18 protein-coding genes are annotated in these 24,568 nt (G+C 63.6%); 7 read left to right on the plus strand and 11 right to left on the minus strand.

The genetic code is table 11. From position 1 onward, the window contains the following. The 3 genes from GDIA_RS07195 to GDIA_RS07210 form a co-directional block, all read right to left on the minus strand. Positions 1-2,313, minus strand: a complete 2,313-nt coding sequence (locus GDIA_RS07195) for a peptidase domain-containing ABC transporter (RefSeq protein WP_012553780.1) — start codon at positions 2,311-2,313, stop codon at positions 1-3. Positions 2,314-2,348: 35 nt separating this feature from the next. Further along, positions 2,349-3,418 (minus strand): IS630 family transposase gene (locus GDIA_RS18465; RefSeq protein ID WP_012553781.1). Its coding sequence is split into 2 segments (ribosomal slippage): positions 2,349-2,932 and positions 2,932-3,418, totalling 1,071 coding nucleotides; the frame shifts between segments, so codons are not numbered across the junction. A 429-nt stretch (positions 3,419-3,847) separates the two neighbouring features. Beyond that, on the minus strand, positions 3,848-4,921 hold the full coding sequence (locus tag GDIA_RS07210; protein WP_012553782.1) for a calcium-binding protein: 1,074 nt from the start codon (positions 4,919-4,921) through the stop codon (positions 3,848-3,850). Between the two features lie 216 nt (positions 4,922-5,137). Here GDIA_RS07210 and GDIA_RS19110 point away from each other — a divergent pair, with 216 nt between their 5' ends. From GDIA_RS19110 to GDIA_RS07220, 3 genes are all read left to right on the plus strand, one after another. Beyond that, the gene (locus tag GDIA_RS19110; RefSeq protein ID WP_012553783.1) at positions 5,138-5,851 is read left to right on the plus strand and encodes a hypothetical protein; all 714 of its coding nucleotides are present in this window, start codon (positions 5,138-5,140) and stop codon (positions 5,849-5,851) included. Positions 5,852-6,361: 510 nt separating this feature from the next. Continuing rightward, positions 6,362-7,804, plus strand: coding sequence for a TolC family outer membrane protein (locus GDIA_RS07215; protein WP_457851912.1), 1,443 nt, complete (start codon positions 6,362-6,364; stop codon positions 7,802-7,804). A gap of 225 nt (positions 7,805-8,029) precedes the next feature. Then, positions 8,030-8,458, plus strand: a complete 429-nt coding sequence (locus GDIA_RS07220; protein ID WP_157864159.1) for a hypothetical protein — start codon at positions 8,030-8,032, stop codon at positions 8,456-8,458. 130 nt (positions 8,459-8,588) lie between these two features. Here the strand turns inward: GDIA_RS07220 and GDIA_RS07225 are convergent, their stop codons facing one another. From GDIA_RS07225 to GDIA_RS07250, 6 genes are all read right to left on the minus strand, one after another. Next, positions 8,589-9,629, minus strand: a complete 1,041-nt coding sequence (locus GDIA_RS07225) for a sulfate/molybdate ABC transporter ATP-binding protein (protein WP_012553786.1) — start codon at positions 9,627-9,629, stop codon at positions 8,589-8,591. Beyond that, positions 9,626-10,441 carry a sulfate ABC transporter permease gene (locus GDIA_RS07230; protein WP_012553787.1) on the minus strand — a complete coding sequence of 272 codons (816 nt, stop codon included), beginning with the start codon at positions 10,439-10,441 and terminating at the stop codon, positions 9,626-9,628. Before GDIA_RS07230 ends, GDIA_RS07225 begins: the two co-directional genes overlap by 4 nt. Continuing rightward, positions 10,441-11,286 carry a sulfate ABC transporter permease subunit CysT gene (cysT, locus tag GDIA_RS07235; protein WP_012553788.1) on the minus strand — a complete coding sequence of 282 codons (846 nt, stop codon included), beginning with the start codon at positions 11,284-11,286 and terminating at the stop codon, positions 10,441-10,443. The genes GDIA_RS07230 and cysT overlap by 1 nt, the downstream gene beginning before the upstream one ends. 11 nt (positions 11,287-11,297) lie before the next feature. Beyond that, positions 11,298-12,329, minus strand: a complete 1,032-nt coding sequence (locus tag GDIA_RS07240) for a sulfate ABC transporter substrate-binding protein (RefSeq protein WP_012223049.1) — start codon at positions 12,327-12,329, stop codon at positions 11,298-11,300. 38 nt (positions 12,330-12,367) lie between these two features. Then, positions 12,368-14,017 carry an OprO/OprP family phosphate-selective porin gene (locus GDIA_RS07245; RefSeq protein WP_244455119.1) on the minus strand — a complete coding sequence of 550 codons (1,650 nt, stop codon included), beginning with the start codon at positions 14,015-14,017 and terminating at the stop codon, positions 12,368-12,370. 285 nt (positions 14,018-14,302) lie between these two features. Further along, positions 14,303-14,902, minus strand: coding sequence for a TetR/AcrR family transcriptional regulator (locus GDIA_RS07250; protein ID WP_012553790.1), 600 nt, complete (start codon positions 14,900-14,902; stop codon positions 14,303-14,305). 135 nt (positions 14,903-15,037) lie between these two features. On the opposite strand from GDIA_RS07250, the gene GDIA_RS07255 reads away from it, so the two are divergent. After that, positions 15,038-16,009: an SDR family NAD(P)-dependent oxidoreductase gene (locus GDIA_RS07255; protein WP_012223046.1), complete on the plus strand. Its 972-nt coding sequence runs from the start codon at positions 15,038-15,040 to the stop codon at positions 16,007-16,009. 3 nt (positions 16,010-16,012) lie between these two features. Here the strand turns inward: GDIA_RS07255 and GDIA_RS07260 are convergent, their stop codons facing one another. Further along, positions 16,013-17,092, minus strand: a complete 1,080-nt coding sequence (locus GDIA_RS07260; protein WP_012223045.1) for a hypothetical protein — start codon at positions 17,090-17,092, stop codon at positions 16,013-16,015. Between the two features lie 241 nt (positions 17,093-17,333). On the opposite strand from GDIA_RS07260, the gene GDIA_RS07265 reads away from it, so the two are divergent. The 3 genes from GDIA_RS07265 (at position 17,334) to GDIA_RS07275 (ending at position 22,901) form a co-directional block, all read left to right on the plus strand. After that, positions 17,334-19,841 carry a TonB-dependent receptor gene (locus tag GDIA_RS07265; protein ID WP_012223044.1) on the plus strand — a complete coding sequence of 836 codons (2,508 nt, stop codon included), beginning with the start codon at positions 17,334-17,336 and terminating at the stop codon, positions 19,839-19,841. Between the two features lie 223 nt (positions 19,842-20,064). Next, on the plus strand, positions 20,065-22,365 hold the full coding sequence (locus GDIA_RS07270; RefSeq protein WP_012223043.1) for a TonB-dependent receptor: 2,301 nt from the start codon (positions 20,065-20,067) through the stop codon (positions 22,363-22,365). A 71-nt stretch (positions 22,366-22,436) separates the two neighbouring features. Then, positions 22,437-22,901 (plus strand): YaiI/YqxD family protein, encoded by a 465-nt coding sequence (locus GDIA_RS07275; protein WP_012223040.1) that lies wholly within the window; start codon positions 22,437-22,439, stop codon positions 22,899-22,901. A 14-nt stretch (positions 22,902-22,915) separates the two neighbouring features. On the opposite strand, the gene hutH is transcribed toward GDIA_RS07275, so the two are convergent. After that, positions 22,916-24,463: a histidine ammonia-lyase gene (hutH, locus tag GDIA_RS07280; RefSeq protein ID WP_012223038.1), complete on the minus strand. Its 1,548-nt coding sequence runs from the start codon at positions 24,461-24,463 to the stop codon at positions 22,916-22,918. Positions 24,464-24,568: the final 105 nt, after the last annotated feature.

The following is a 24,568-nucleotide window of genomic DNA, read 5'->3' on the forward strand; positions in this document are numbered from 1 at the left end:
TCAGCCTCCCTCAGCAACCACTGGCGCGAATTCGGTCTCGCTCGCGCGGCGAGCGCCGGCGCGACGTTCCGTGTGCCTATTCTGCTGCATCCAAAGCGTACGATAGATCGTACAGCGCTCCAGCAATGCTTCGTGTGATCCGATATCCGCGACCCGCCCGTGTTCCATGACCAGAATCTGGTCGCAATTCACCAGCGATGAAAGACGGTGAGAGACGATGATCATCGTGCGTCCCTTGCCCATGCGCTCGATATTGGCGCTGACGAGGGCTTCGCTCTCGGGATCGAGCGCGGAAGTCGCCTCGTCGAGGATCATCAATTTCGGATCCGAAATCAGAGCGCGGGCGATCGCGAGGCGTTGACGTTGGCCGCCTGAGATGTTGGTCGATCCTTCCTCGATCCAGGTCTCGTAGCCGGCGGGAAGGCGCTCGATGAACTCCTCGGCGCCCGCGAGCCGTGCCGCCCGCACGACGTCGTCAATGGTCAGCCCCGGCCGGCCGGCAGCGATATTGTCGCGTATCGTACCTCGAAACAGGAAATTATCCTGAAGCACCACGCCAAGGGAGCGGCGAAGATGGGTCAGGTTGATTTCGCGCAGATCGACCCCGTCCAGCTTCAGATAGCCTTCGTAGGAGCGGCTGACGCCTTGCAGCAGGCGGGTAATGGTCGACTTCCCGGAACCGGAACGACCGACCAGACCGAGCATCGTCCCGGCTGGAAGCGCGAAACTGACGTCGTTCAGAGCCTTTGTCGTGGAGCCGGGATAGGTAAAGTTCACGTCGGTGAACGACAGCGCCCCCTTGATGGGTGGGCGCATGCCTTCGGTGAGCGCCTTCGTCTCGGTGGACTGGTTGAGCACGGAACCCGCTTCGGCAAGCGAGGTCGTCACTTCGTTCAGATCGTCGAGCAGCCGCGCCACGCCCACCAACGGCGCCGCGACGCGTCCCCCGAGCATCATGAAGGCGACCAACGCACCGACGCCGACAGTGCTGGCATTGGTCAGCGCAAGATAGGCTCCCACAAGGATGATGCCACGATTGATGAACATCTCCAGCGGCATGGTCACTGTGGTCGGCCAGTTCGCGATGCGTCCGACGGAGAGCTTCCATCGGACGACGTCGGCGGTGCGACGATCCCATTCCTGCTTGCGGGCTGGTTCGAGCGCCAGGGTCTTGACCGTCCGGATTCCGGCTACGGTTTCGTAAATGACCGAGGATCGTTCTGCCTCAGCCTTGACGAGCCTGCCATAGATACGACCGACGGGCCGCATGAACACGGCGATGACCAGGCCGATCATCCCGGCGGTCGCCACTGTCATCCATGCCAGGGTCGAACTGAGATAGAAGAGGAAGGGCAGAATGACCACTAGCGTAAACATATCGAGGAACGTCGACATAAGCCGTCCGGTCATGAAGTCCCGGACCTTGTAGATCGCCATCACCCGGCCGATAATGTTGCCGGCCTGCTGCTGTTCAAAATATTCGAGAGGTAACGCCAGGAGGCGATTGAATAGATGGAGCGATATTCTGGCATCGATCCGTGTCGTCAGAATGAGCGTCAGTTCGCGTCGCCCGAAGGACAGCAGGATCTCGTAAAACGAAAGCATCAGAACGATGGCCGCGATGGAGACAAGTGTCGTCATCGAGTGGTTGTTCACCACGCGGTCGATGACCTGCATGACCGCCAGTGGCGGGAAAATCTGCAGGACGCTCAAGGTCAGGGAGGAGAAGGTAATATCGCGCAGCGATTTCTTCTCGCGTAGCACCATCCTGGCCAGCCAGGCCATGTTGATCGGCGCATCCATCTCGCTCTGATCCTGCCGGCGTTTGATCAGGATGATATCGCCATTCCAGATCTCCGACAGCCGCATTTCGTCTATGGGAACTGGCGGCTCCGCTTCATGCGCCATCGGGTCGCGCAGCCAGATAACGCCGCGCTCGGTCTCCGCATTCACCATCAGCGCGGCGGAGCCATCCCGGAACATCAGTACAATCGGCGGGGAGTTACGCATCCGGACGAGATGACGCCATTCGACCCGCATTCCTTTGGCCACTGCCCCCTGTTCATTCAGCCATCGGACCAACGTGGCGGACGAGGGCGATTGTTCACCCGGCTCCGCCATGAAATCAAGCACATCGAGTTGTAGTCCGTGGAAACGGCCGGCGGCGATTACCGCTCGCAGCCTGATTAGGGCAGGCGTTTCCTGTTCTCTCTGGCTTGCATATGTACCTTTGTTATTGTCGCCGGTTACCCCACCCAAATCATGGTCCTGGTCCTGGTCGGCAGCAGCAAGCACATCATCGGCTAAATCCACAGATCGTCCTCTACAATGTTCACTAATACCAACGGTTATAGGCATTGACCTGTGTGTGCCCATTTTCTGAGTCCGATGGATCGGATGGTTTCCGGCAGGGCAGTGAGATTGTTCCAGGCGCAGCAGGCGGCGTCGATGATGTGATCGATGCCGTCGAAGACGGTGTTGGACAGCCAGTTGGCGCGGAGGAACTGCCAGATATTCTCGACCGGGTTCAGTTCGGGGGCTCGGGACGGGAGGAAGATCAGGCTGACATTGCGGGGCAGCTTCAGCTTGTCGGTGGTATGCCATCCTGCGCGATCGAGCAGCACGACGGCGTGGGCGCCGCGGGCGACGCAGCGCGAGATTTCCTCGATATGCAATTGCATGCTGGCGGTGCCGATGAACGGTAGCGCCAGGCCGGCGGCCTTGCCGCGCGCAGGGCAGATCGCTCCGAACAGCCAGGCATTGTCGTAGCGCTGGTCGGCCGGCTGGCGTGGCCGCGTGCCGCGCCGGGCCCATTGTCGGACGATGCCGTTCTTCTGGCCGATGCGGGCTTCGTCCTGGAACCAGATCTCGACCGGTTTTCCCTTCGGCAGATGGCCGGTATGAGCGCTCAGGATGCGGGGGAAGTTTTTTTGAACGCTTCCATGACGGCAGCGTCCTGACCCGGATGGCGCGGCCGGGCGGTGATATAGGAAAAACCAAGCCGTTTCAGCAAAGTGGACACATGACGCTCGTGATAGACGACGCCGAAGCGCTCTTCGATCACGCGTTGCAGATCGACCCGGCGCCAGCGCACCACGCCATCGCGCTGCCGATCCGGGCCCGCCTCGACCAGGGCCTTCAATTCGGTCTGCTGTGCGACACTCAGACGGCAGGCCGGCCCCGTGTGCTGATGGTCGCGCAGGCCATCGGGTCCCTCGGTATTGAAGCGATGCACCCAGTCCCGCAACGTCTGGCGGTCCATGCCGCCTACGCGGGCCGCGTCCGTCCGGCTGGCCCCGTCACGGATCGCCGCCAGGGCCAGAAGCCGGCGCGCGGCATTCGCCTGCCGGCTTCTGGTCGCAAGTCTCCTCAGGTCAGAGGCCGAATAATCATCCCGTAGCTTCACCGCCCTCGTCATCAGCCAGATCCTCCCCCAGCAAGAGAATCAGAACCCACACCGTTCGTCACTTCACACACGAGTCAGGGGCTGCGTCCTTTGGTATAATGCACGGGTCAGCGATGGCGCCGTCTCGGTTAGCATAGCCGCACATTGAACGAGCCGCGAGATACAGTACTGGTCTATAAAGACGATCCCGGGTAGAGGGGACACCGCCCCTTCAGATACAGTGGGGATGTTCCGGAACACCCATGCTGTATGGAGCCTGATTACGTCCTATCCTACCGTCACGGCAACAAGGGCTCAAAAGCTGGCTGACCCAGGAGCGTCTCCCCGACCGCGCTGGGGACAAGAAACACTTATGCTCCTGGCCTATACAGAAGAGAACGTTGATCTACTTGTACAAAACGGTCCTGTCTTCGCAGGGGACAGGACCGCGCAATCAACTGGTTACGATGCCACGACTGTGTTAGCGGATTTATCATCGGTCAAGACGCCTGCTGCGACAGTATCGTGCGTTCCGAGCATCGTCGCGAGACTGCCGCCGGAATATGACAAATCGCTCGACGGACCGGGGCTTGTAGTGGCGGCCGACGTTGATCCGCTGGCATTGTTGAGGGCGATGACAGCCGAGTCAGCAAGCATCGAAGCATGCAGCCCTGCTCCATTCGCAATGGATGCCAGGGCGCTGCTGGCATCCGTCGAGGCAGCAGAGGAAGTCGTGTCGTCGTTGGTCCACGCCGGTGCTGAATTCTCTACTGAAGATGAATAGGTGACGCCTCCTATGTTCACGGAAGATACATCTGTCAACTCGATGAATTTTCCATTTGCTGTGTCCTGGAGAAGCCAGTTGGACCCATCGTTCATATAGGAGTTTCCGTTGGTATCCTCATAGCCCCCTTCGTAGTCAGACAAGGCGTCGCTGGCATAATAGATATCGTTGCCACCCTCTGTTGTAATTATGTCATCGCCTGCGCTTTGGTAAAAGATGTCGTTCCCGGTTCCTTCATACAAGTAGTTTATTTGGTTTGATCCGGTAAATATATCATTTCCGTCCGAACCGTGAATATTGACGTGGACATTTTCGTTGTCCCACACGCCTGTCGAACTATTCCACTGTTCGAATGTCGTTCCCGAAAGATCCATGGTCTGGCCAGCCGAAGCGTAGTCCGACATGCTCAGACTATCGCTGACTCCACCAAAGTAAATTACGTTGGCTGCGCTTCCAGCCCCGGGGCTATACTCGAAAAGGCCGACGTCGGTGTAATCCGTCGTTATGTAAATAGCCACTTCCTGCGTACTGCTGGGAGTCGTAATGCCGCCGAGCCAGAGCGATCCCATCCAATATCTATAGCCACCGAGATCAACGTCACCGGACCCAGGAGTGTATTGGTTCTCTGTAAGGGTTATTAGGCCGTTATATCCATTTGCATCGACCTGCGTCAGGCCAATATCTCCCGTCAGCTGGATGTCCGTATCTGACGTCGAAAAATCTGACGTTTCATTATAGACTGCCGTCACCATGATCCTTAACCCCCTTTAGCAACGAACAATTACGCCAAAAAAGCCAAGTTTAAACTTTCAGATGTTTCGAAGATGCGCAAGGCAGTGAAAAATAAAAATATAGATACGTTTCATTCGTTTTGCGCATAGAAACGCCGTTCTGAATTTAATTGCAATCCCTTGGGACTTCCGCTTATGGTTTTCCCTATTAGAAAATTTGGCCTTGGGAGGCGGGACATGGGAGTAATACCGGCAACGTCATCGGAAAATCAAGCGTACGATGCTTGGGCCGAAATCCAGGAGTCGTTTTATTTGGGCGGTTATGGGGGAAAACCGACAGCGGAGGCAGCCTCGGATACGACCGTAACAGATACTTCGGGCAATGGATCTGCGCTGTCCGTCAGCCTTGCTACTTCGACCAAAGAATACAACAGCGATGGGGTCAGAGTGGTGCTGCCTGCGGATAGTGGAATTAGCGCGAGCAGCGTCCCTCTAGGGACGACGATTAACGGAATGCCTGCGAGTGAGGAGGCAGGCGCTTCATTCATCGACATTCAGAGTCAGGTGGACGTCTCTACAATATCTTTATCTGCTCTTTATACGGCCGCAGGAAAAACGGCCAATGGAGAATCGGACACGGAGACGGCGGCCTTGCTCGCACAATTCGTCGCGACATCTGGCGGTTCGCAGGGCCCGATCTCATGGGCGGAAGAACCCGATGGAACGATCGAGTTTGCCACCTATTCACAGTCGGCCACCCCCTATAGCGACAATGGGGCCGGCTCATCAGGGTATGGAACTGGAGACTCCGGCAGCACCGTCGCTTCGACCACGTCTGCCGATCCGGTTTCGACGAAACGGACCGGCCAAAGCAGCCTGCTTGATCAGTTATTCCAGATCTCGGACCAAAAACACAAATCTGGAAACAATGAGAGTTCCAAAAATACCTAAATGAGGGCGCCTATTACATGGACGCGGCTCCCGTCCGCGACCCGATAGCCCAAGTTGCCACCACCATATCCGAAGGCCACCGGTGACCAAAGGGTTGAGATTAAGTAAGAGTTCAGCTTTAGCTTAATTGTGACTCCGTTAGCCTGTAATGTCGGCCCCCATCGCCACGCGAACCGGATAAAATGGGTCGATTGTCGCTTTTAATGGCGCTTGCGTCACGTTCGGCAATTGTCTGATCGCTGGTGACGGCGGCTTAGCTGGGAGGCTGCTTTGTGCCAAGTTAATATACAGACTGGAGATACCACCCCGTACCCGTATGTCAGTTTCCCCGATATCTGAGACACGCATGGGCCCGATCTGCAGTTGAATAGGTCGATACCAATCCCAATCCCTAGCTTTTGCCCAGAGAATGCTTCGAACTTACTCTTGTATGGAATACGCTTCGAAAAAAGCGGACGTTACTCAAATGTCCGTGCGTGGACAGACTGCAGCGGGGTTTTCATTAAACTGATGAATACTGCTGTTGTTCGCGTGACGCTTGCTGCAATTGCCGTCGTGATACTGATAAACATGGGCGATGCGCGCACTCGGGACGATCAGAGTCGTCTGACCAGCTTTGTCCCGCACTCCCTGTTCGATTCTCTGGCCATCGCCTACTTGACGAATCCCACCCTGCGGCAGGAGCGTGCGATGCTCCGCGCGCAGGACGAGGGTGTGCCTACGGCCCTGGCGGGCTGGCGGCCCCAGATTTCAGGACAGGCCGGCGTGACCTATTACGACGGGCGAAGCAACTATCGCGGCACAGGCGATTATCTCGGATATTCCCGGATCTATTCGACTCCAGGTTATAGGGCTGGTGTCGATATTCAACAGCCGGTCTATTCCGGCGGAAAGACTACCGCCTCCACCCATCAAGCCGTCAACAAGGTGATGGCGGAACGAGCCAACCTGATCTCGGTCGAGCAGAAAGTCTTCCAGGCGGTCGTCAAAGCCTATATCGGCGTTGTCGATGACACGCAATTGCTCAGGATCAATCAAGGCAATGAGCGCGTGCTGGCCGATCAGCTTCGGGCGACGAAAACGCGCTTTCGCGATGGCGAGATCACCCGCACCGACGTAGACCAGGCCCAGGCGGCGCTGGCTGCCGCTACGTCACAGCGCGAGCGGGCCGAGGGAACACTGGATGCGGCCCGCGCAGCCTATCTTCAGGTCGTAGGCGTAACCGCGCCCGCTGATCTGCTGCCGCCACAGCCGCTGGCCCTCCCGACGATGTCGGACGAGGAGGCGGGGGCATTGGCCGCGCAGAACCATCCGGACGTCATCAATGCGCTATTCACCCAGTCGGCGCAGAAGGACGCCGTTGATGTCGCGATTTCGGCTCTTATGCCCACATTGACGGCGGAGGTGGCCTATCAACGTGGAGTCAATCAGGGCCTCGGCGGCCAGTTTACTGAAAACAAATATGCCGCATTGACGATGCAGGTTCCTCTCTATCAAGGCGGATCGGAATACGCCGCGATCCGTCAGGCCCGGCAGCAGGCGCAGGCTGGACAGCAAGCCGTCGATGCCCAACGCCGAGAAGCGACTCAGTTGGCGTCCACGGCGTGGCACCAGCTCCTGTCCGCACGAGCCTCCGTTGTCAGTGATCGCTTGGCCATCACAGCCAGTACGGCCGCACGTGATGGGGTCCGGCGTCAGGCGTTGGAAGGCGTGAGTACAACGCTGGAGGTTTTGCAACAGCAAGAGGCCCTGCTGCAATCTGAAGTGACGCTGATTCAGGATTTAGGCGCCCTGGTCACTGCATCCTACGACGTGGCGGCGGCCATCGGGCGATTGACCGCGGTGGATCTGAACCTGAGCGTCCCACTCTACGATGAGAAAGCTTATTACCGGGCGGTCAAGGACCGTCTGTGGAGCATGAATGATTTCGCGCGTAGCCAACCCGGACGCTGACGTGCTCGCGCGAAATCCGCCTATCCACTGTTTTTCATCATTATGCAGGATCTTCGACGACCATTATGTTCGTTCTGTCGTTCGTAAACAGTTTCCGGTGACGCCGGCGTGCTGACGGTGATGAGCGATGACACGCGGTCAGGAAGGCAGGACCGATATCGAATGCCCCGGGCGGTCCTCCCCTTGCTGGGGTTGATGACGCTTTCGGCATGTTCGGGAATCGGTATGTTTGCCTCCGACAGCTTCAGTTTTCCCGGTGCCAATCCGAACCACCCGCCCGGCGACGCGGAAAATCTGCGGCGCGTGCGCGGAGATTCCGTCGCGATCAAGCCCCTTACGCCTGAACCCGGCAATATCTGGCCTGACGCGCTTGACAAGCTGTCCGCTGCTGACGGGAAGGATTTCGCAGGTGACGAGAGGGACGCGCAGGCGGAGTTGTTGCCTGGGGAAAGCCTCGGTCTGGGGGAAGAGGCCGCGATCAGAAACGGCGTACAGATTGCCGATACCCCGATCCCGAAGACGAAAACGCCCGATAGGAACAATCGCGTCGCGCCAGACGGTGATACGATGATAATTCCTAGCAGCGATGGCGGCAGCACTGTGATTTCAGCCAACGGTGAGGTTAGAATTATAAAGGGCGGAGCCCGACAATGAACGAGCATGGAACATAGTCATCCGCCTTCTCGTGCGACGCACGTTCCTGGCGCCGCCACCATGTGGCCCTCTGATCCGATGAATAAAGTCTTCTTGCTTCTTTTTCGTAGGACCAAAGAAGAAACCATCTTCATTCGAACCCCAGACATACCCCGTCGCGAAAGATGCGGGCCCGCGCGATATCGAGGGCGACGGGCCCGGCGGCATCCGCCTGCTCCGGGGGGGCCAGGATTTCGACGTCGCGCTGTCCCAGCGCGACGTGAAACCGGCGGAGACCGTGCTGGCGGCCCTTCAGCGGGGTGGCGGCGGCGGTCCCCCTGCCCTCGACCAGACGCACCTCGTGCGGGCGGACCAGGGCCGACGCGGGGCCGTCCTGCGCCGTGGTGGACAGGGGCAGGACGTTCGCATCGTCCGGGTGAAACAGCCCCTGCGCGATCCGGCCGGGAAATGCCAGGGCTTCGCCCAAGAATTCCATCACGAAGGGGGTCGCGGGCGCGGTATCCAGCGTTTCGGCATCCGCGTCCTGCACGATCCGGCCGTCCTGCATCACGACCAGGCGGTCCGCCACGTCCAATGCTTCCTCGTGATCATGGGTGACCAGGATGGTGGTCAGGCCCAACTGGTCGCGCAGCCAGCGCCGGATCTGGCGGCGCACGATGGGGTCGAGCGCGCCGAAGGGCTCGTCCAGCAGCAGCAGGCCCGGCCTGGTCGCCAGCGCCCGCGCCAGGGCCACGCGCTGGCGCTGGCCGCCGGACAGCTGGTCCGGATAGGCACCGCCCAGCGTCGGCAACTGGATCAGGTCCAGCAGTTCCGTCACCCGTGCCGCGATCGACGCGCGGTCCGGCCGATCCCGCCGGGGCAGGACGTCCAGGCCGAAGGCGATGTTGCGCGCCACGGTCATGTGACGGAACAGCGCGTAGTTCTGGAACACGAACCCGATCCGGCGGTCGCGCATGGACCGTCCCGCCAGCGGCAGGCCATCGACATGCAGCGAACCCTCCTGCCGGCCGCCCAGGCCCGCGATCGCGCGCAGCAGGGTGGTCTTGCCCGCGCCGGACGGGCCGACCAGGGCGATGAAGGCACCGTCTTCCACTGTCAGCGAAATGTCGTCCAGAAGCTTGCGCGAAGTGCCGGGGGCGTATTGGGTCAGGGACTCGAGCTGCACGCTCATGAAGATGCTTTCTTGAAATCATGCTCGAAGAACGACCGCAGCAGGACGGTCGTCATCGCGATCAGGGCCAGCAGCGCCGCCATGGCGAAGGCGGCGACCGTCTGATAGCCGTTATAGAGCGTCTCGATATGCAGGGGCATGGTTTCGGTCAGGCCGGGAATGTGGCCCGACACGACCGAGACCGCCCCGAATTCGCCGATGCCGCGCGCGGTGGTCAGCAGGATGCCCGACAGCAGGGCCCAGCGCGCACCCGGGATCGTGACGCGCCACAGCGTCTGCCAGAACCCGGCCCCCAGCAGGAAGGCCGCTTCCTCGGCATCGCGGCCCTGCTGTTCCATCAGCGGCATCAGGGTCCGGGCGACGTAGGGAAAGGTGACGAACAGCGTGGCCAGGATAATGCCCGGCGTGGCGAAGGCGACCTGGATGTTATGCCGGGCCAGCATCGCGCCCCACCACCCGCCCCGGCCGAACAGCAGCAGCCAGACCAGGCCCGCGATCACCGGCGAGACGCTGATCGGCAGTTCGATCAGGACCAGCAGGACCCCACGGCCGGGAAAGCGGTATTTCGTCAGCGCCCATGCCGCCATCACGCCGCCCACGCTGTTGATGGCGGTGGAGGCCAGCGTCACCACCAGCGTCAGGCGGATGGCGGCGACGGCATCAGGGTCCAGCAGGCTCTGCCACGCCGGGGCGAAGCCGGAGGCCAGCGCCTGGGCGACGACCAGCACCAGCGGAAGGACCAGCACCAGCAGGACCACGGCGTACACCGCGACCACCAGCAGGACGCCCGTGCGGGAGGACCGGCCGGGCATCAGGCGGCATCCGGCGCGACGAGCCCGCGCGAGGCCCGCCGCCGCAGGCGGGACACGCCGGTCTGGCACAGCAGCGCGCTGACCAGCAGGATCAGCGCGATGGCGGTGGCGCCGCTGTAGTCGAACTCCTGCAGGCGCACCACGATCAGCAGCGGCGCGATCTCGCTGCGGAAGGGCTGGTTGCCGGCAATGAAGATGACCGAGCCGTATTCCCCGATGCAGCGGGCGAAGGCCAGGCTGAAGCCGCCGATGACCGGCGGCAGCAGGGGCGGCAGCAGCACGTGCCGGACCGTCTGGAGCGGACTGGCGCCCAGCAGCATCGAGGCTTCCTCCATCTCGGGCGGCAGGGCCCGCAGGACGGGTTCGACCGCGCGGACGACGAAGGGCAGGCCGACGAAGACCAGGGCGGTGACGATGCCGGCCGGGGTAAAGGCGATATGGATGCCCGCCCGGGCCAGGGGGGCCCCCAGCCAGCCGTTGGGTCCGTACAGCGTGGCCAGCGTGATGCCCGTCACGGCGGTGGGCAGGGCGAAGGGCAGGTCGATCAGCGCGTCGATCGCCCGCCGCCCGGGCACCCGCCCCCGGACCAGCGCCCATGCCAGGAGCAGCCCCATCGGCACGTCGAGCAACGCGGCCAGCGCCGCGCAGCCGAAGCTGACGCGCAGGGCGGCGTACATGCGCGGATCATGCAGCGCCCGCAGCACGGCGCCCGTGCCGTCCTGCCAGGGACGCAGCACCAGCGCCACCAGGGGCAGCGCCACGATCAGCCCGATCCAGACCAGCGTGAAGCCGACCGAGACCGAAAAACCCGGCAGCGCATCGCGCCGCCGCAGGCGAAGCGCCATGACGGAACCCGTTACCGGCTGTAGATCTGGTCGAACACGCCGCCGTCGGCGAAATGCGTCTTCTGCACGCGGGTCCATCCGCCCAGGCTGGCGACGTCGAAAACCGTGGTCTTCGGGAAGACCGACGCGCTTTCGGCGATGATCGCGGGATCGACGGGCCGGAAATAATGCTTCACCCCGATCCGCTGGCCTTCCGGCGTGAACAGGAACCGCAGATAGGCCTCGGCCACCGCTGCCGTGCCGTGCGCCTGCACGTTGCGGTCCACCACCGCGACGGGCGGTTCGGCCAGGATGGTAAGGGGGGGAACGACGATGTCGAACTTGTCCGGCCCCAGGTCGCGCGAGGCCAGCAGGGCCTCGTCCTCCCACGCGATCAGCACGTCGCCCAGCCCGCGCTGCACGAAGCTGTTGGTCGCCCCGCGCGCGCCGGTATCCAGCACCGGCACATGGCCGAACAGGGCCTTGAGGTACGCCCGTGCCGACGCCTCGGACCCGCCGGGCTGCCGCAGGGCCCAGCCCCAGGCGGCCAGGTAGTTCCAGCGCGCGCCGCCGGAGGTCTTGGGATTGGGGGTGATGACCTGCACGCCGTCGCGGATCAGGTCGGGCCAGTCATGGATGCCCTTGGGGTTCCCCTTGCGCACCAGGAAGACGATGGTGCTGGTATAAGGTGTGGAATTGTGCGGCAGGCGCTGCTGCCAGTCGGCGGCCAGCAGCCCGTTCTGCGCCAGGATGTCGATGTCGTAGGCCAGGCCCAGCGTCACGACGTCGGCGGGCGCGCCCTCCAGCACCGAACGCGCCTGGGCGCCCGAACCGCCATGCGAACTGGTCACCACGACGCGCTCGCCGCCATGCGCGCCCGCCCAGGACGCGGCGAAGGCGCGGCTGACATCGGCATAGAGTTCGCGCGTCGGATCGTAGGACACGTTGAGCAGCCGGGGAGTGGCGGCCCGGGCCGGGCACGGCCCCACCGCGAGGGACGCCGCACCGGCGGCCGCGCCGGCAAGAAACGCCCGGCGCGAGGAAGAGGGGAAAACGTTCGTCATGACTGTCCTTGAAAGCCGTATCCGGGGAACCGGAAGGATCAGAACGAGGCCTGGACCCGGCCCATCACGGCATTGCCGCTGCGGCCCAGGAGGTTGACGCCGCCGGAGACGCCTTTCGACCGGCTGACGATGAAATGATCATAGTCCAGCATAAGTTTCACGTGCCGGGTCGGGTACCAGTTCACCCCCCCTTCCCAGACCGTCTGCTGGTTGCCGTTGATGCCCTTGCCGCCCTGGTCGGGGACATCGCCCAGGTCCGTCACGCTCCAGCGGCCGCTGACTTCCATCGCGCCCCACTGGTCGTGCAGCGGATCGAAATCGTAGATCACCCCGGGCGTGGTGAAGGCGGCGGTCTTGGCGTTATAGGCGCGCCCCTTGCCGAACAGCGTGTAGTTGGCCGCGACGTACCAGCCGTCGAAGCCCAGCGACGGCAGGGGCGCCGCGCCGGCGGCGGCGCGGCCGCGCTCGACGCCAATATGGTAATATTCGCTCTTCAGCAGGAAGTTCCGCCACCGGAACCCGACCTGCGGGCCCGCGGCCCAGATCTGGGCGACGTTGGTCAGCGCGCCCGATGTCAGCAGCGATGTCTCGCCCAGCGGCATTTCCACATTGTCGCTGAAGGTATAGTTGCGGCCGGTCGAGCTCTGGTTGACCTTGAAGGCGCTGGTCGCGCCGGCACCGACATGGACGTCGATATCCTTGCTGACATAGGGACGGCCGGCGATGCGCGCCACCGCGCCGGTCTGGCTGTCGGTGATCGTGGTGTCCTTGGAACGGTCGCCGTATTTCTGTCCGGTGAAATAGGCCGCCGCCAGCCAGCGCTTTTCGGCGTGCTCGCCCCCGACGCTGAAGCGGGCGACACCGCCCGCCAGATTGCGGACCAGGTCCACGATCGTGGGACGTTCCATGAATTCGAACGACGAGGCGCGTTCCGCGCTTTCCTCTTCCATGCGCGGCTGGAAATAGCCGACGGTCAGGATCGTATGGCGCAGCCCGGTATAGTTCAGGTTCGCTTCGAACAGGCTGACCGATCCGTCGGCCGTCGCATTGCCGAATTCGGGGGTGACGTTGGCGACCCAGTCCTTGTAGCGCCAGGAGAAATACAGGCGGATGCGGCGTGCATTCTCGGTCAGCGGGTTGAAATTGCCCTTGCCCTCGCCCCGCTTGGGGGCCGTGCCGACGAAGCCGCCGATATCCTCCTGCGCCGTCAGGCCCAGCGAGAAGGCATAGGCCCCGTCATCCGACGCGATGGTCGGCCGCCCCTCCGGAAAGCCGATGGCCATGCCGCCGATATGCATGGTTTCGTCCCTGGCCGTCGCCGCCCTGAAATCCGACCACGAGGACGGAGGACCTTCCGGCGTGATCAGGCGGCTGCCGGCGTCGGACCGCGGCCCGCTGGAGGATCCGAACGTCAGCAGGGTGCGGTCCGGCACGGCCGGGGGCGTGCCGATCACGGGCTCCGGCCCGGTCCAGGGCGGGGGGGCGGCGCGCGCCACCCGGACGCGCCCTGCCGGGGCGCCATGCCTGGCGGCCTTCGCCCCGCTTTCGTCCCGCGCCACGCGCGCCTGCAACTGGCGGATTTCCCCCAGCATCTGCCGCATCTCGCGGCGCATGGCCGCGACCTCGTCGTCCTGCGACGCGGCCATGGCCCATGACGGCACGCCCGCCGACAGGGCCGTGCCGAACATGAGGAGAAACCGAATCCTGGAGTAAGCGCTCATAATTCCCGACGTCTCCGACCCCCGGCGCTTGCCGAAAAATAACCAATCCGCATGGTTGTTTTATGGAGAAATAACCATTGGTCGTGAGTGTTTGCTTTAATTAACAATCTGGTCAAGTGAGTTTGGGGCCGGAAATCTCGCACTGTCACGTGGATGACATATTCCACCAACAAGTTGCACAATTGCAACATGTAATTTACTATTCCGTTAAGTAGAATCGGGCCGGATCGACGATCCGACCGACGCCCCGTCCTACAGACCTTCGTCCGCCGCCCGTGGCGCGCGCAACCCGGCGATCAGGACATCGACCAGAATCCGGGCGCTGTCCTGCCAATTGGCCGTGGGCGCGACATTGGCCACGCCGGCCAGCGCGCGCAGCAGGTCGACGGGGTCGAAATCCAGGCGGATTTCCCCACTGGCGACGGCCCGGTCCGCCAGCCGCGTCATGGTCGCGATCATCTGCGGGCCCGACGCGGCATACAGGTCCGACGGGCCGGCGATCAGCGCATTGAGCGCCGAAGCCATCACCTGCTTGGTGGCGATGTAATCGACGAACATCAGCATCCAGGCCCGCAACGCATCGACCGGCGCGTGGGTTTTGTCCAGATTCGCCGCCGCTTCGACCAGACGCCGGGTTTCGTTGCGATAGACCCCCTCGACCAGGGCGTCGCGGGTGGGAAAATGACGGTAGAGGGTACCGATCCCGACGCCGGCCCGGCGCGCAATTTCATCGAGACTGACGGCGGGCCCGATTTCGGCAAACGCCGCCTTCGCCACCTGAAGCAGCCGGTCGCGATTGCGTTGCGCATCCGCACGGGGCTTGCGCGGCTTCGCTGCTGTGGAATCCGGCACGTCGCATATTCCCCTCTGAGCGCCCCTTGATAAACGGAGGGACCCTCCGTATTTAAACGGAGGCATTCTCCTTTTATATGCCGCACCGCCTTTCCCTCGGCAATGCAGGCCGGGCGTTTCACAAAGGACAGAATCATGGCTGAATCCTTCAATGCCACGTCGACCACCGACGATGTGCTGGCGGGTGTCGATCTGCGCGGCAAGCGCGTGCTTGTGACCGGCGTGTCCGCCGGACTGGGTGTGGAAACCGCCCGCGCCCTTGCCGCCCATGGCGCGCACGTCGTCGGCGCGGCGCGCGACCTGGCCAAGGCCGAGCGCGCGACGGCGCATGTCCGCGCCGCCGCCGCCCATGGCGGCGGGCTGGACCTGATCGAACTGGACCTGGCCGCGCTGGCCAGCGTGCGCGCCTGCGCCAACGCCCTGCACGCGACCGGCAAGCCCTTCGACCTGGTCGTCGCCAATGCGGGCGTGATGGCCTCCCCCTTCGGCCACACGGCGGATGGGTTCGAAACCCAGTTCGGGACCAACCATCTGGGCCATTTCGTGCTGGTCAACCGGATTGCCGCGCTGATGCGGCCGGGATCGCGGCTGGTCAGCCTGGCGTCCTCGGGCCATCGCTTCGCGGATGTCGACCTCGACGATCCGAATTTCGACCATACGCCGTACGATCCCTTCGTCGCCTACGGCCGGTCCAAGACCGCGAATATCCTGTTCGCGGTGGAATTCGACCGCCGGCACAAGGATCGCGGCGTGCGGGCCACGGCGGTGCATCCCGGCGGAATCCGGACGGAACTCGCCCGCTACATGGACCCCGCGCATCTTCAGGCGATGATCGACGGCATCAACGCCGACCTGGCCGCCGAGGGCAGGCCCCCCTTCGCATGGAAGACGATCCCGCAAGGGGCCGCGACCTCGGTCTGGGCCGGAATCGTCGCCCCGGCCGCAGAGGTCGGCGGGCGGTATTGCGAGAACTGCCACGTGAGCGAGGTCGTGGCGGACCGCAAGATCAGCGTCATGAGCGAGGGCGTGCGCCCCTACGCCCTGGACCCCGAGCATGCCAGGGCGCTGTGGGCGAAGAGCGAGGACATGGTCGGCGAAACGTTCTGACCGCTATCCGTTGGCGGGGATCGTCACGATCGTGCTGGGGCCCTTGCTGGTCTTCGACAGCTCCAGCAGAATCTGCAGCATGGTGAAGGCCAGCTTGCTGTCGAAGTCGTCGTCGGCGATCCAGTAATATTTGTGGTTGTAGCTGGTGCGGGCAAAGACGGCTTCCGGGCAGTCGGGGGTGACGTGAACCACGACGATGGGCCGGGTTTCCCGTCCGATCAGCCGGATCGTGGGGCGGGTGCGGCCCGAGGCCACGTCTTCCTCGGGCACCTCGATCTGATAGGCGATCTGGCCCAGGACGCCGAGTATCGTCCGCGTCAGCAGCCGGATCTGGCCCTTGCGGGGCCGGCCGCCGCCATAGACGACCTGCACGCGCTCGTCATTCTGCGCCATGCCCAGCAGGCGGCGCACGTCATGGACCACGGGCGACAGGGCGGGATCGTCCGTCGAGGCGATCGACAGGAAGACGCGATCGTCCGCCGGGTCCTCCTTGCCCGTGGCGGCCGGGTCGCGTTCAAGCTGGATGCCCAGCAGGCCGGCCAGCTGCAACTGGCGCAGGTCGTAGATCAGGTCGAAGAAGGCGGGCGAACCGCGCCCGACATCGCCGCCGAGCGCGCCCGCATTGCTGATCAGGTTGATCGACTGCACCGCAAGGCGGAACAGCACGTCGATCGGCAGGCCGCCCATGGCCAGCGGCAGCAGGTTGCCGGGCGGCAGCGGGCGCAGGACGCTCTGGGCATACGCGTCGCCGGTAACGGGCTGGAAGGTGAAGGTCGGGCTTTCCTGCAACTGGGCGCCCACGCCGCCATAGGGGCGGCTGGCCAGGGAATAGGTCCCGATCCCGGCCGATATGTTGCGCTGGAGCTGATAGCCCGAGATCAGCTGCGTGGTGTCGAGGAAGCCCGGCGTGTCGGCATAGCGCAGGCGCACCACGTTCAGCAGGGTCTGCTGCTTGCCTGAACTGGTCAGGGCCCGGGAATAGTCGCTCTGGTCGCGATCCAGCCGGGTCGGCCCGATTTCATAGCATCCCGCCAGGCAGAATAATAAGGGCAGCGGAAGGAAGGCACGGAAAAATCTGTTCATTGACCACAGGCGATTGTTCGGGGGCAGGCCCACGCATAGGGCCGCCGCGCGCTCGCGCCAATATGATTTTACCTTATTTTCCGTAATGTCCGCGTCACACAGGCTGGCGGCCTGTGTGACACTCTTGCATCATCGCAATAAATTTTGTTACGCCGCAGGCAACCCGGACAGCCATCGGGTTGCCGCACCAGTTCCGATTCCGTAACTTTATTACGTATCGGAAATTAAACGGAATAGCTTTATGCGGCAAAAAATGTCCTGGACCCTGTGCGCGATTCTGGCTTCGACGGCCCTCGCCAATATCGCCCGGGCCGACGCGCCGCAGGACACGCAGGCACGCAAGGCCGCCTCCGGAACGCCGCAATCCGGCACACCGAAATCCGGCACGGCGAAACCCGGTGCGTCGAAGCCGGGCGCGCGCAAGGCCGCCGCCACCCCGGCGCCGCAGGAGGAATCCGTCGCCGTCACCGCGCGCCGCAACATTCCGCACAATGCCGAAAACCTCGTAACCAGGGCGATGATCGAGCAGCAGGTCGCGGGAACGAACATTCTGAAGTCGCTGACCCAGGTCCCGGGCGTCAGCTTCAGTTCCACGGACGCGCTCGGCCTCGATACCTGGGGCGCCAATGTCTATATGCGCGGCTATTTCATGGATCAGCTCGGCATGTCGCTGGACGGCATTCCACTGAACGACCAGACCTACGGCAACCTCAATGGCGTCAACATCGCCAATACCGCCATTTCCGACGACATCGAACGCACCAACGTCTCGCAGGGCGCGGGGGCGGTGGATATCCCGTCGAACACCAACCTCGGCGGCACGATGCAGTTCTTCACGGGTGACCCGAAGGACAAGTTCGGCGGCAAGGTCAGCCAGGGCTTCGGCTCCTACGCCATGAAGCACACCTATGTCCGCATCGACAGCGGCCAGCTCAATCCGACCGGCACGAAATTCTTCGTCTCCTACGCCCGCAACTATGAAGAAAAATATGATTCGCCCAGCCCGGCCTTCATGCAGCAGGTCGATGCCAAGCTGGTGCAGCCGCTGGGCCCGAACAGCCGCATGTCCGCCTTCTTCAACTGGTCCGATGCCGAGGTCTGGGGCTATGCCGATAAATCGCTCGATATCCTGAACACGCTGGGCTGGCGCACCGAATCCTTCTACCCCAATTATGCCGCCGCCTATGCCGCCGCGAACTGGGTCAATTATTGCGACGGCACCACGCCGTCCTGCGCGACGCCGCCTGGCGTCCGGGGCAAGGCCCAGTTGCCGGCGGGCTGGATCAACACCAACGAGCAGGCGGGGGTCGCCTTCTATGATGCCGGTCAGCATACGGTCAATTATGTCGGCGGCCTGAACTTCGACGTGGCGGTGACCGACCGCCTGCGCTGGACATCGACGATCTATGGCCACAGCGACACCGAATACGACACGTACGGCGATCCCTACCAGCCGTCCGCCACCGGCGCGCCGCTGTCGGAACAGGTGTGGCAGCCCAGGCAGGAACGCTACGGCTTCCAGACGGCGCTGGAGTACCACATCGCCGATCACACGATCCATAGCGGCGTCTGGTTCGAGAACAACAACCAGGCGTACTCGCAGTTCTGGTATAACGAGCCGCTGCTGGGCCAGGGCGCGCCGCTGAAGACCGTGGGCCCCTACACCACCTACGGGCCGGCCTTCATGCAGAATTACGGCTTCCAGTGGAACACCAACACGTTCCAGTATCATTTCATGGATACGTGGCGGCCGCTTCGTACCGTTGCGATCAATTACGGCTTCAAGTCCATGCTCCAGACGACATCGGGCGGGGCGAACTACAACAACGAGGCGTTCAATTACGGGCCGCTGCCGAACGGCAGCATGACGTCGTCGGCGGCGTTCCTGCCGCATGTCAATCTCGACTGGCGCTTCCTGCCCCATAACGAGATCTATTTCGACATGGCCGAGAACATGCGTCCCTACAGCATCGCGGGCACCGGCGGTGCCAGCGGCGTCGCCTCGCCCTGGGCCGTGTCGGTTCCGACGCCCACGGACGGTTCCACCCCGGCGCAGACCTCGCAGCAGGTGTTCCAGCAATTGCAGAAGACCCTGCGGCCGGAAAAGGACTTCACCTATCTGCTGGGCTATCGCTATTCGTCCCGGCTGGCCGTGATCTCGCTGGACGGCTATCGCTCGGACGATTACCACCGCCTGATCTCCGCCTCGGTCGGGGACCTCAACAATCCCACATCGTCGGTCATCGATACGCAGAAGGCCGGCATGTGGGGCGCGGACGCCACGGCGACCATCACGCCCTATCCGGGCCTGTCGATCTATAACAGCTTCAGCTACAACCACTTCACCTACGGCGCGCATGTGAACGCCTGCCCGACCGAGGGCAATTGCGACCTCTACGGCAAGAAGATGGATGCCTATCCGTCCTTCATGTACAAGACGAACGTAAGCTATACGTGGCATCGGTTCACGGTGCATTTCGACGCGAACTACTATTCCAGCCGTCCGTTCTCGGTCATGAACGACACGCATGTGGCGCCCTACTGGCTGGCCAACAGCGGCGCGCGCTACCGGTTCGGCGACTACAGCGTCTTCAAGAACGTCACGCTCGACTTCAACGTCTACAACCTCTTCAATTCCAAATATATCGCGATGATGGGCGAAAACGGCTTCCCCGTGACCGGGGATTACCAGTCGATGGAGCGCGGCGCGGTCCGCGAGTTCTTCGGCAACGTCAACACGGAGTTCTGAGCAGGCACGATACGGAAAGCGGGCCCGGGCCTGTCAGGGGCGCCTTCCCTCGGGAAGGCGCCCTTTTTCGTGCCATCCTGTTGTCATGACGCAACAGCGGGGGAAATCCCGCCCAAACTGCGACGGAGCATATTGAAACGTTATATCATACGGTTTAAGGGAGACGGACGGGGCCGCCTGGCCCCTGCCCGCCGTTTCCTCCTGCTCTGGACCGATTGCCCCCATGCCCCTTCCCCGCAGCACCCGTTTTGCCCTGTTGAGCCTGCTGTCGTCAGGGATGGCATCCGTGACATTGCCGGCCTGGGCCGGAACGCCGGATGCGCCGGCCCCGGCAGGAACCGGGCCGGCCGACGCCCGGCACACCGCACCCGGGCAGACGCAGGCACGGCCGGCCGCAACGACGGTGACCACCCGTGCGGCACCGGGCCAGCCCTCCGCCTCGGCGCCCGAATCGATCACCGTCACCGCACGGCTGGACCGGGCACGGGCCGCATTGCAGCCTTCGACCGGGGCCACGGTCTACAGCTTCAGCCGCAACGCCATCGAGACCGTGCCGGGCGGCGACAACGCGCCGCTGAACAGCGTGCTGCTGCAGGCCCCCGGCGTGGCGCAGGACAGTTACGGCCAGATCCATGTGCGCGGCGACCATAACGAGGTCCAGTTCCGGCTGGACGGCGTGCAATTGCCCGAAGGGCTGACCGTGTTCGGCCAGACGCTGATGACGCGCTTCGCCGATTCCATGACCATGACGACCGGCGCGCTGCCCAGCGAATACGGGTTCCTGCAGGCGGCGGTGATCGACATCACGACCAAGAACGGCACCACCGATCCGGGGGGCGAGGCCTCGATCTATGGCGGCGCGCGGGACTATTTCTTTCCGTCCCTGCAATATGGCGGACATAGCGGAAAATGGGATTATTTCGCCACCGGGGATTTCGTGCATGACCGGGTGGGGATCGAGAACACCACCTCCAGCTTCAACGCGCTGCACGACCTGACGAACCAGTACCATTTCCTGGGGCACCTGCGCTATACCGCCGACGACGATACGCGCATCAGCCTGATTGCCGGGGTATCGAACGCGGAATACCAGCTTCCGAACAATCCCGGTCAGCAGACGCAGTTTCAGCAGCCGTCCTTCGCCGGCAGCGCACTGGCACAGCAACTGGCCGGCAGCGTCGACAGCGCCAGCCTGGACGAACGCCAGCGCGAGATCACGGATTTCGCCATCCTGTCGCTGCAGAAGGAAATCGGACGGTTCAGCCTGCAAAGTTCGGCTTTCCTGCGCTACAGCAGCCTGGATTATTCGCCCGACATGCTGGGGGACCTGGTCTATAACGGCATCGCGCAGCAGGCGTCGCGGTCGGTGTTCTCGTCAGGGACGCAAAGCGACGTGACCTGGCGGGTGGCGCCCCGGCATACCGTGCGCTTCGGCTACCAGGTGTTCGTCGAACGGAACGTGTCGCAGACGGATTCTCTGGTCTTTCCGCAGACCGGCACCGATGCGGCAGGCAATGCCGTGTTCGGCACGACGCCGGAATCGATCCATCAGGGCAGCGGGCTGACGGGGACCATCTGGGGCCTGTATATCCAGGACGAATGGAAGCCGCTGCGCAACCTGACGGTGAATTACGGGCTGCGGATGGACGGGGTGGACGAATACACCCACCAGCAGCAACTGAGCCCGCGACTGAACCTGGTCTGGACACCGTGGCGCGGAACCACGCTGCATGCCGGATATTCGCGCTATTTCACGCCGCCGCCCTTCGAAGTGGTCAGCGGCGCGTCGGTCGCCGCCTTCAACGGCACCAGCGCGCAGGCGGCAAGTCCGCAGAGCAGCACGGTCAAGGCCGAAAGCGACCATTATTTCGATGCCGGCATCACGCAGCGCCTGCTGCCGGGGTGGCAGGTCTCGTTCGATGCCTATTACAAGCTGGCGCACAACCTGATCGACGAGGGCCAGTTCGGCGCGCCGATCATCCTGTCGGGCTTCAATTACCGGCGCGGACAGGTGAACGGCTATGAACTGGCCACGTCATACGATCGCGGGCCGCTGTCGCTGTACGGCAACATGGCGTGGTCGCGGGCGATCGGAAAGGACATCACCAGCGCGCAGTTCAATTTCTCGCCCGACGACCTGGCCTATATCCAGCATCGCTGGATCTACCTGGACCATGACCAGCGCTGGACGGCGTCGGCAGGGGCGTCGTACAGCTTCTTCCACCGCACCGGCCACCCGACCAGGCTGTCCGCCACCATGGTCTATGGCAGCGGCCTGCGCGCCGACGGCGACGTGCCCAACGGGGTCAAGCTGCCGCAATACGTGACGTTCAACCTGTCGCTGGTCCAGTCGTTCCAGGACCTGTTCCACGTGCCGTTCCTGAAACGCACGCAACTGCGGCTGGACGTCATCAACCTGTTCGACCGGACGTACGAACTGCGCGATGGAACCGGAATCGGCGTGGGCGCGCCGCAATACGGGTTGCGCCGCACGATCCTGACCGGGATTTCGCAGCGGTTCTGACCCCCTGTCCCTGCCGGGCAGCGTGGCGCGTCGCCTTGCCAACAGCGCACGCCCCGGCATAGGACTGGGGCATGATCCGGATTTTCATTGACGCGGACGCCTGCCCTGTTCGCGACGAGACCTATCGCGTGGCGCAGCGTCACGGATTACAGACGTTCGTGGTGTCGAACCGGATGATCGCCATCCCATCTTCCCCCCTGATCGAGCGGATCGTGGTGACGCAAGGGATGGATGTGGCCGATGACTGGATCGCCGAACAGGTGAACGCGCACGACATCGTCATATCCGCCGATATTCCGCTGGCGGCGCGCTGCGTGGCGCGCGGCGCCTGCGTGCTGGACCCGCGCGGGCGCATCCTGGACGAGGACGCGATCGGCATGGCGCTGGCCATGCGCAACCTGATGGAGGACCTGCGCGCGACCGGGGCGATCACGCAAGGCGGGCGCGGCTTTACCCGCGCGGATCGCTCGACATTTCTCTCGGCGCTGGACACGGCCGTGGTGCGGGGGCGGAAGCGGGCGGCACAGGCCAGGTAAGGTCTACACGACCCTTACACTTCGAGCCGGGGCAGCACGTCGGCAATCCCGGGCAGCAATGTCGGCACGCCATCGGCGATCAGGTCCCGCGCGGCCTCGATATCCGGGGTGAAGATCCGGTCGCGGTCATAGAACGGCACCCGCGCGCGCAGGGCCGCCGCCGCGCCGGCCAGCGGGCGGGACGTCTGCAGCGGGGCCAGGAAATCGAGCCCCTGCACGGCCGCCAGATATTCGATGGCGACGATGTCGCGGACATTGGCCACGATGTCGCCCACGCGCCGCGCGGCGAAGGTGGCCATGCTGACATGGTCCTCCTGGTTCGCCGAGGTCGGCAGGCTGTCGATGCTGGCCGGATGGGCCAGGGTCTTGTTTTCCGACGCCAGCGCCGCCGCCGTGACCTGCGCGATCATGAACCCGGAATTGACGCCGCTGTCCCGGACCAGGAAGGGGGGCAGGCCGCTCATCTGCGCATCGACCAGCAGCGCCAGGCGCCGTTCCGCGATGGCCCCGACTTCCGACACCGCAATGGCCATCAGGTCGGCGGCGATGGCCACCGGTTCGGCATGGAAGTTGCCGCCCGACAGCATTTCGTCGGTTTCCGCGAAATGGATCGGGTTGTCGGACACGGCGTTCGCTTCGATCAGCAGGACCGAGGCCGCATGGCGCAGGCTGTCCAGGCAGGCCCCCATGACCTGCGGCTGGCAGCGCAGGCAGTACGGGTCCTGGACGCGTTCGTCATCCTCGCGGTGCGAGGCGCGAATGGCCGAGTCCGCCATCAGCGCGCGATAGAGGGCGGCGCATTCGATCTGTCCCTTCTGCCCGCGCAGGGCGTGCAGGCGCGGGTCGAACGGCGCGTCGGTGCCGCGGGCGGCGTCCAGGGTCAGCGCACCCGTCACCAGCGCCGCCTGGAACACGCGTTCGGCGTCGAACAGGGCGACCAGCGCCAGCGCGGTCGAGGCCTGGGTACCGTTCAGCAGGGCCAGCCCTTCCTTGGGCCCCAGTTCCACCGGCGCCAGGCCCACCGCGCGCAGGGCCTGGTCGCCCGGCAGGACGCGCCCGTCCACCCTGGCCTGCCCCGCGCCGATCAGTACCGCCGTCATGTGCGCCAGCGGCGCCAGGTCGCCGGACGCGCCCACCGATCCCTTCTGCGGAATGACGGGCAGCACGCCGCGATTGCCCATCTCCAGCAGCAGGTCCACGATTTCGGGCCGCACGCCGGAATGGCCGCGCGCCAGGCCGTTGGCCTTCAGCAGCAGGATCAGCCGCACCGTGCGGTCGTCCATCGGCGCGCCGATCCCGGCGGCGTGGCTGAGAACCAGGTTGCGTTGCAGGTCGCGCAGGTTGGCGTCGGCGATGCGCGTCCGCGCCAGCTTGCCGAAACCGGTATTGACGCCATAGACCGGCCTGCCGTCGGCCACGATCCGGTCGACCGAGCGCGCGGCCTGCGCCAGGGTGTCACGCACCCCCGCCGCCAGCGTGACTGACGGCGCGGAGAACGCGAGCCGCCGCAGATCCGCGAGGGAGAGCGTACCCGGGGTCAGGATCAGGGAGTCGGTCATCACGGGGGGCTTGCCTGTACTTGTATAGACATTGGTCGATAGCGACAGCGATCCGCTCTTGTCAAATCCCCTGGCAAGGGATGCAATGGGCCACTGCGCCACGGGCGC

Origin of the sequence: Gluconacetobacter diazotrophicus PA1 5 (assembly GCF_000021325.1) — a bacterium.
Classification (GTDB): domain Bacteria; phylum Pseudomonadota; class Alphaproteobacteria; order Acetobacterales; family Acetobacteraceae; genus Gluconacetobacter; species Gluconacetobacter diazotrophicus.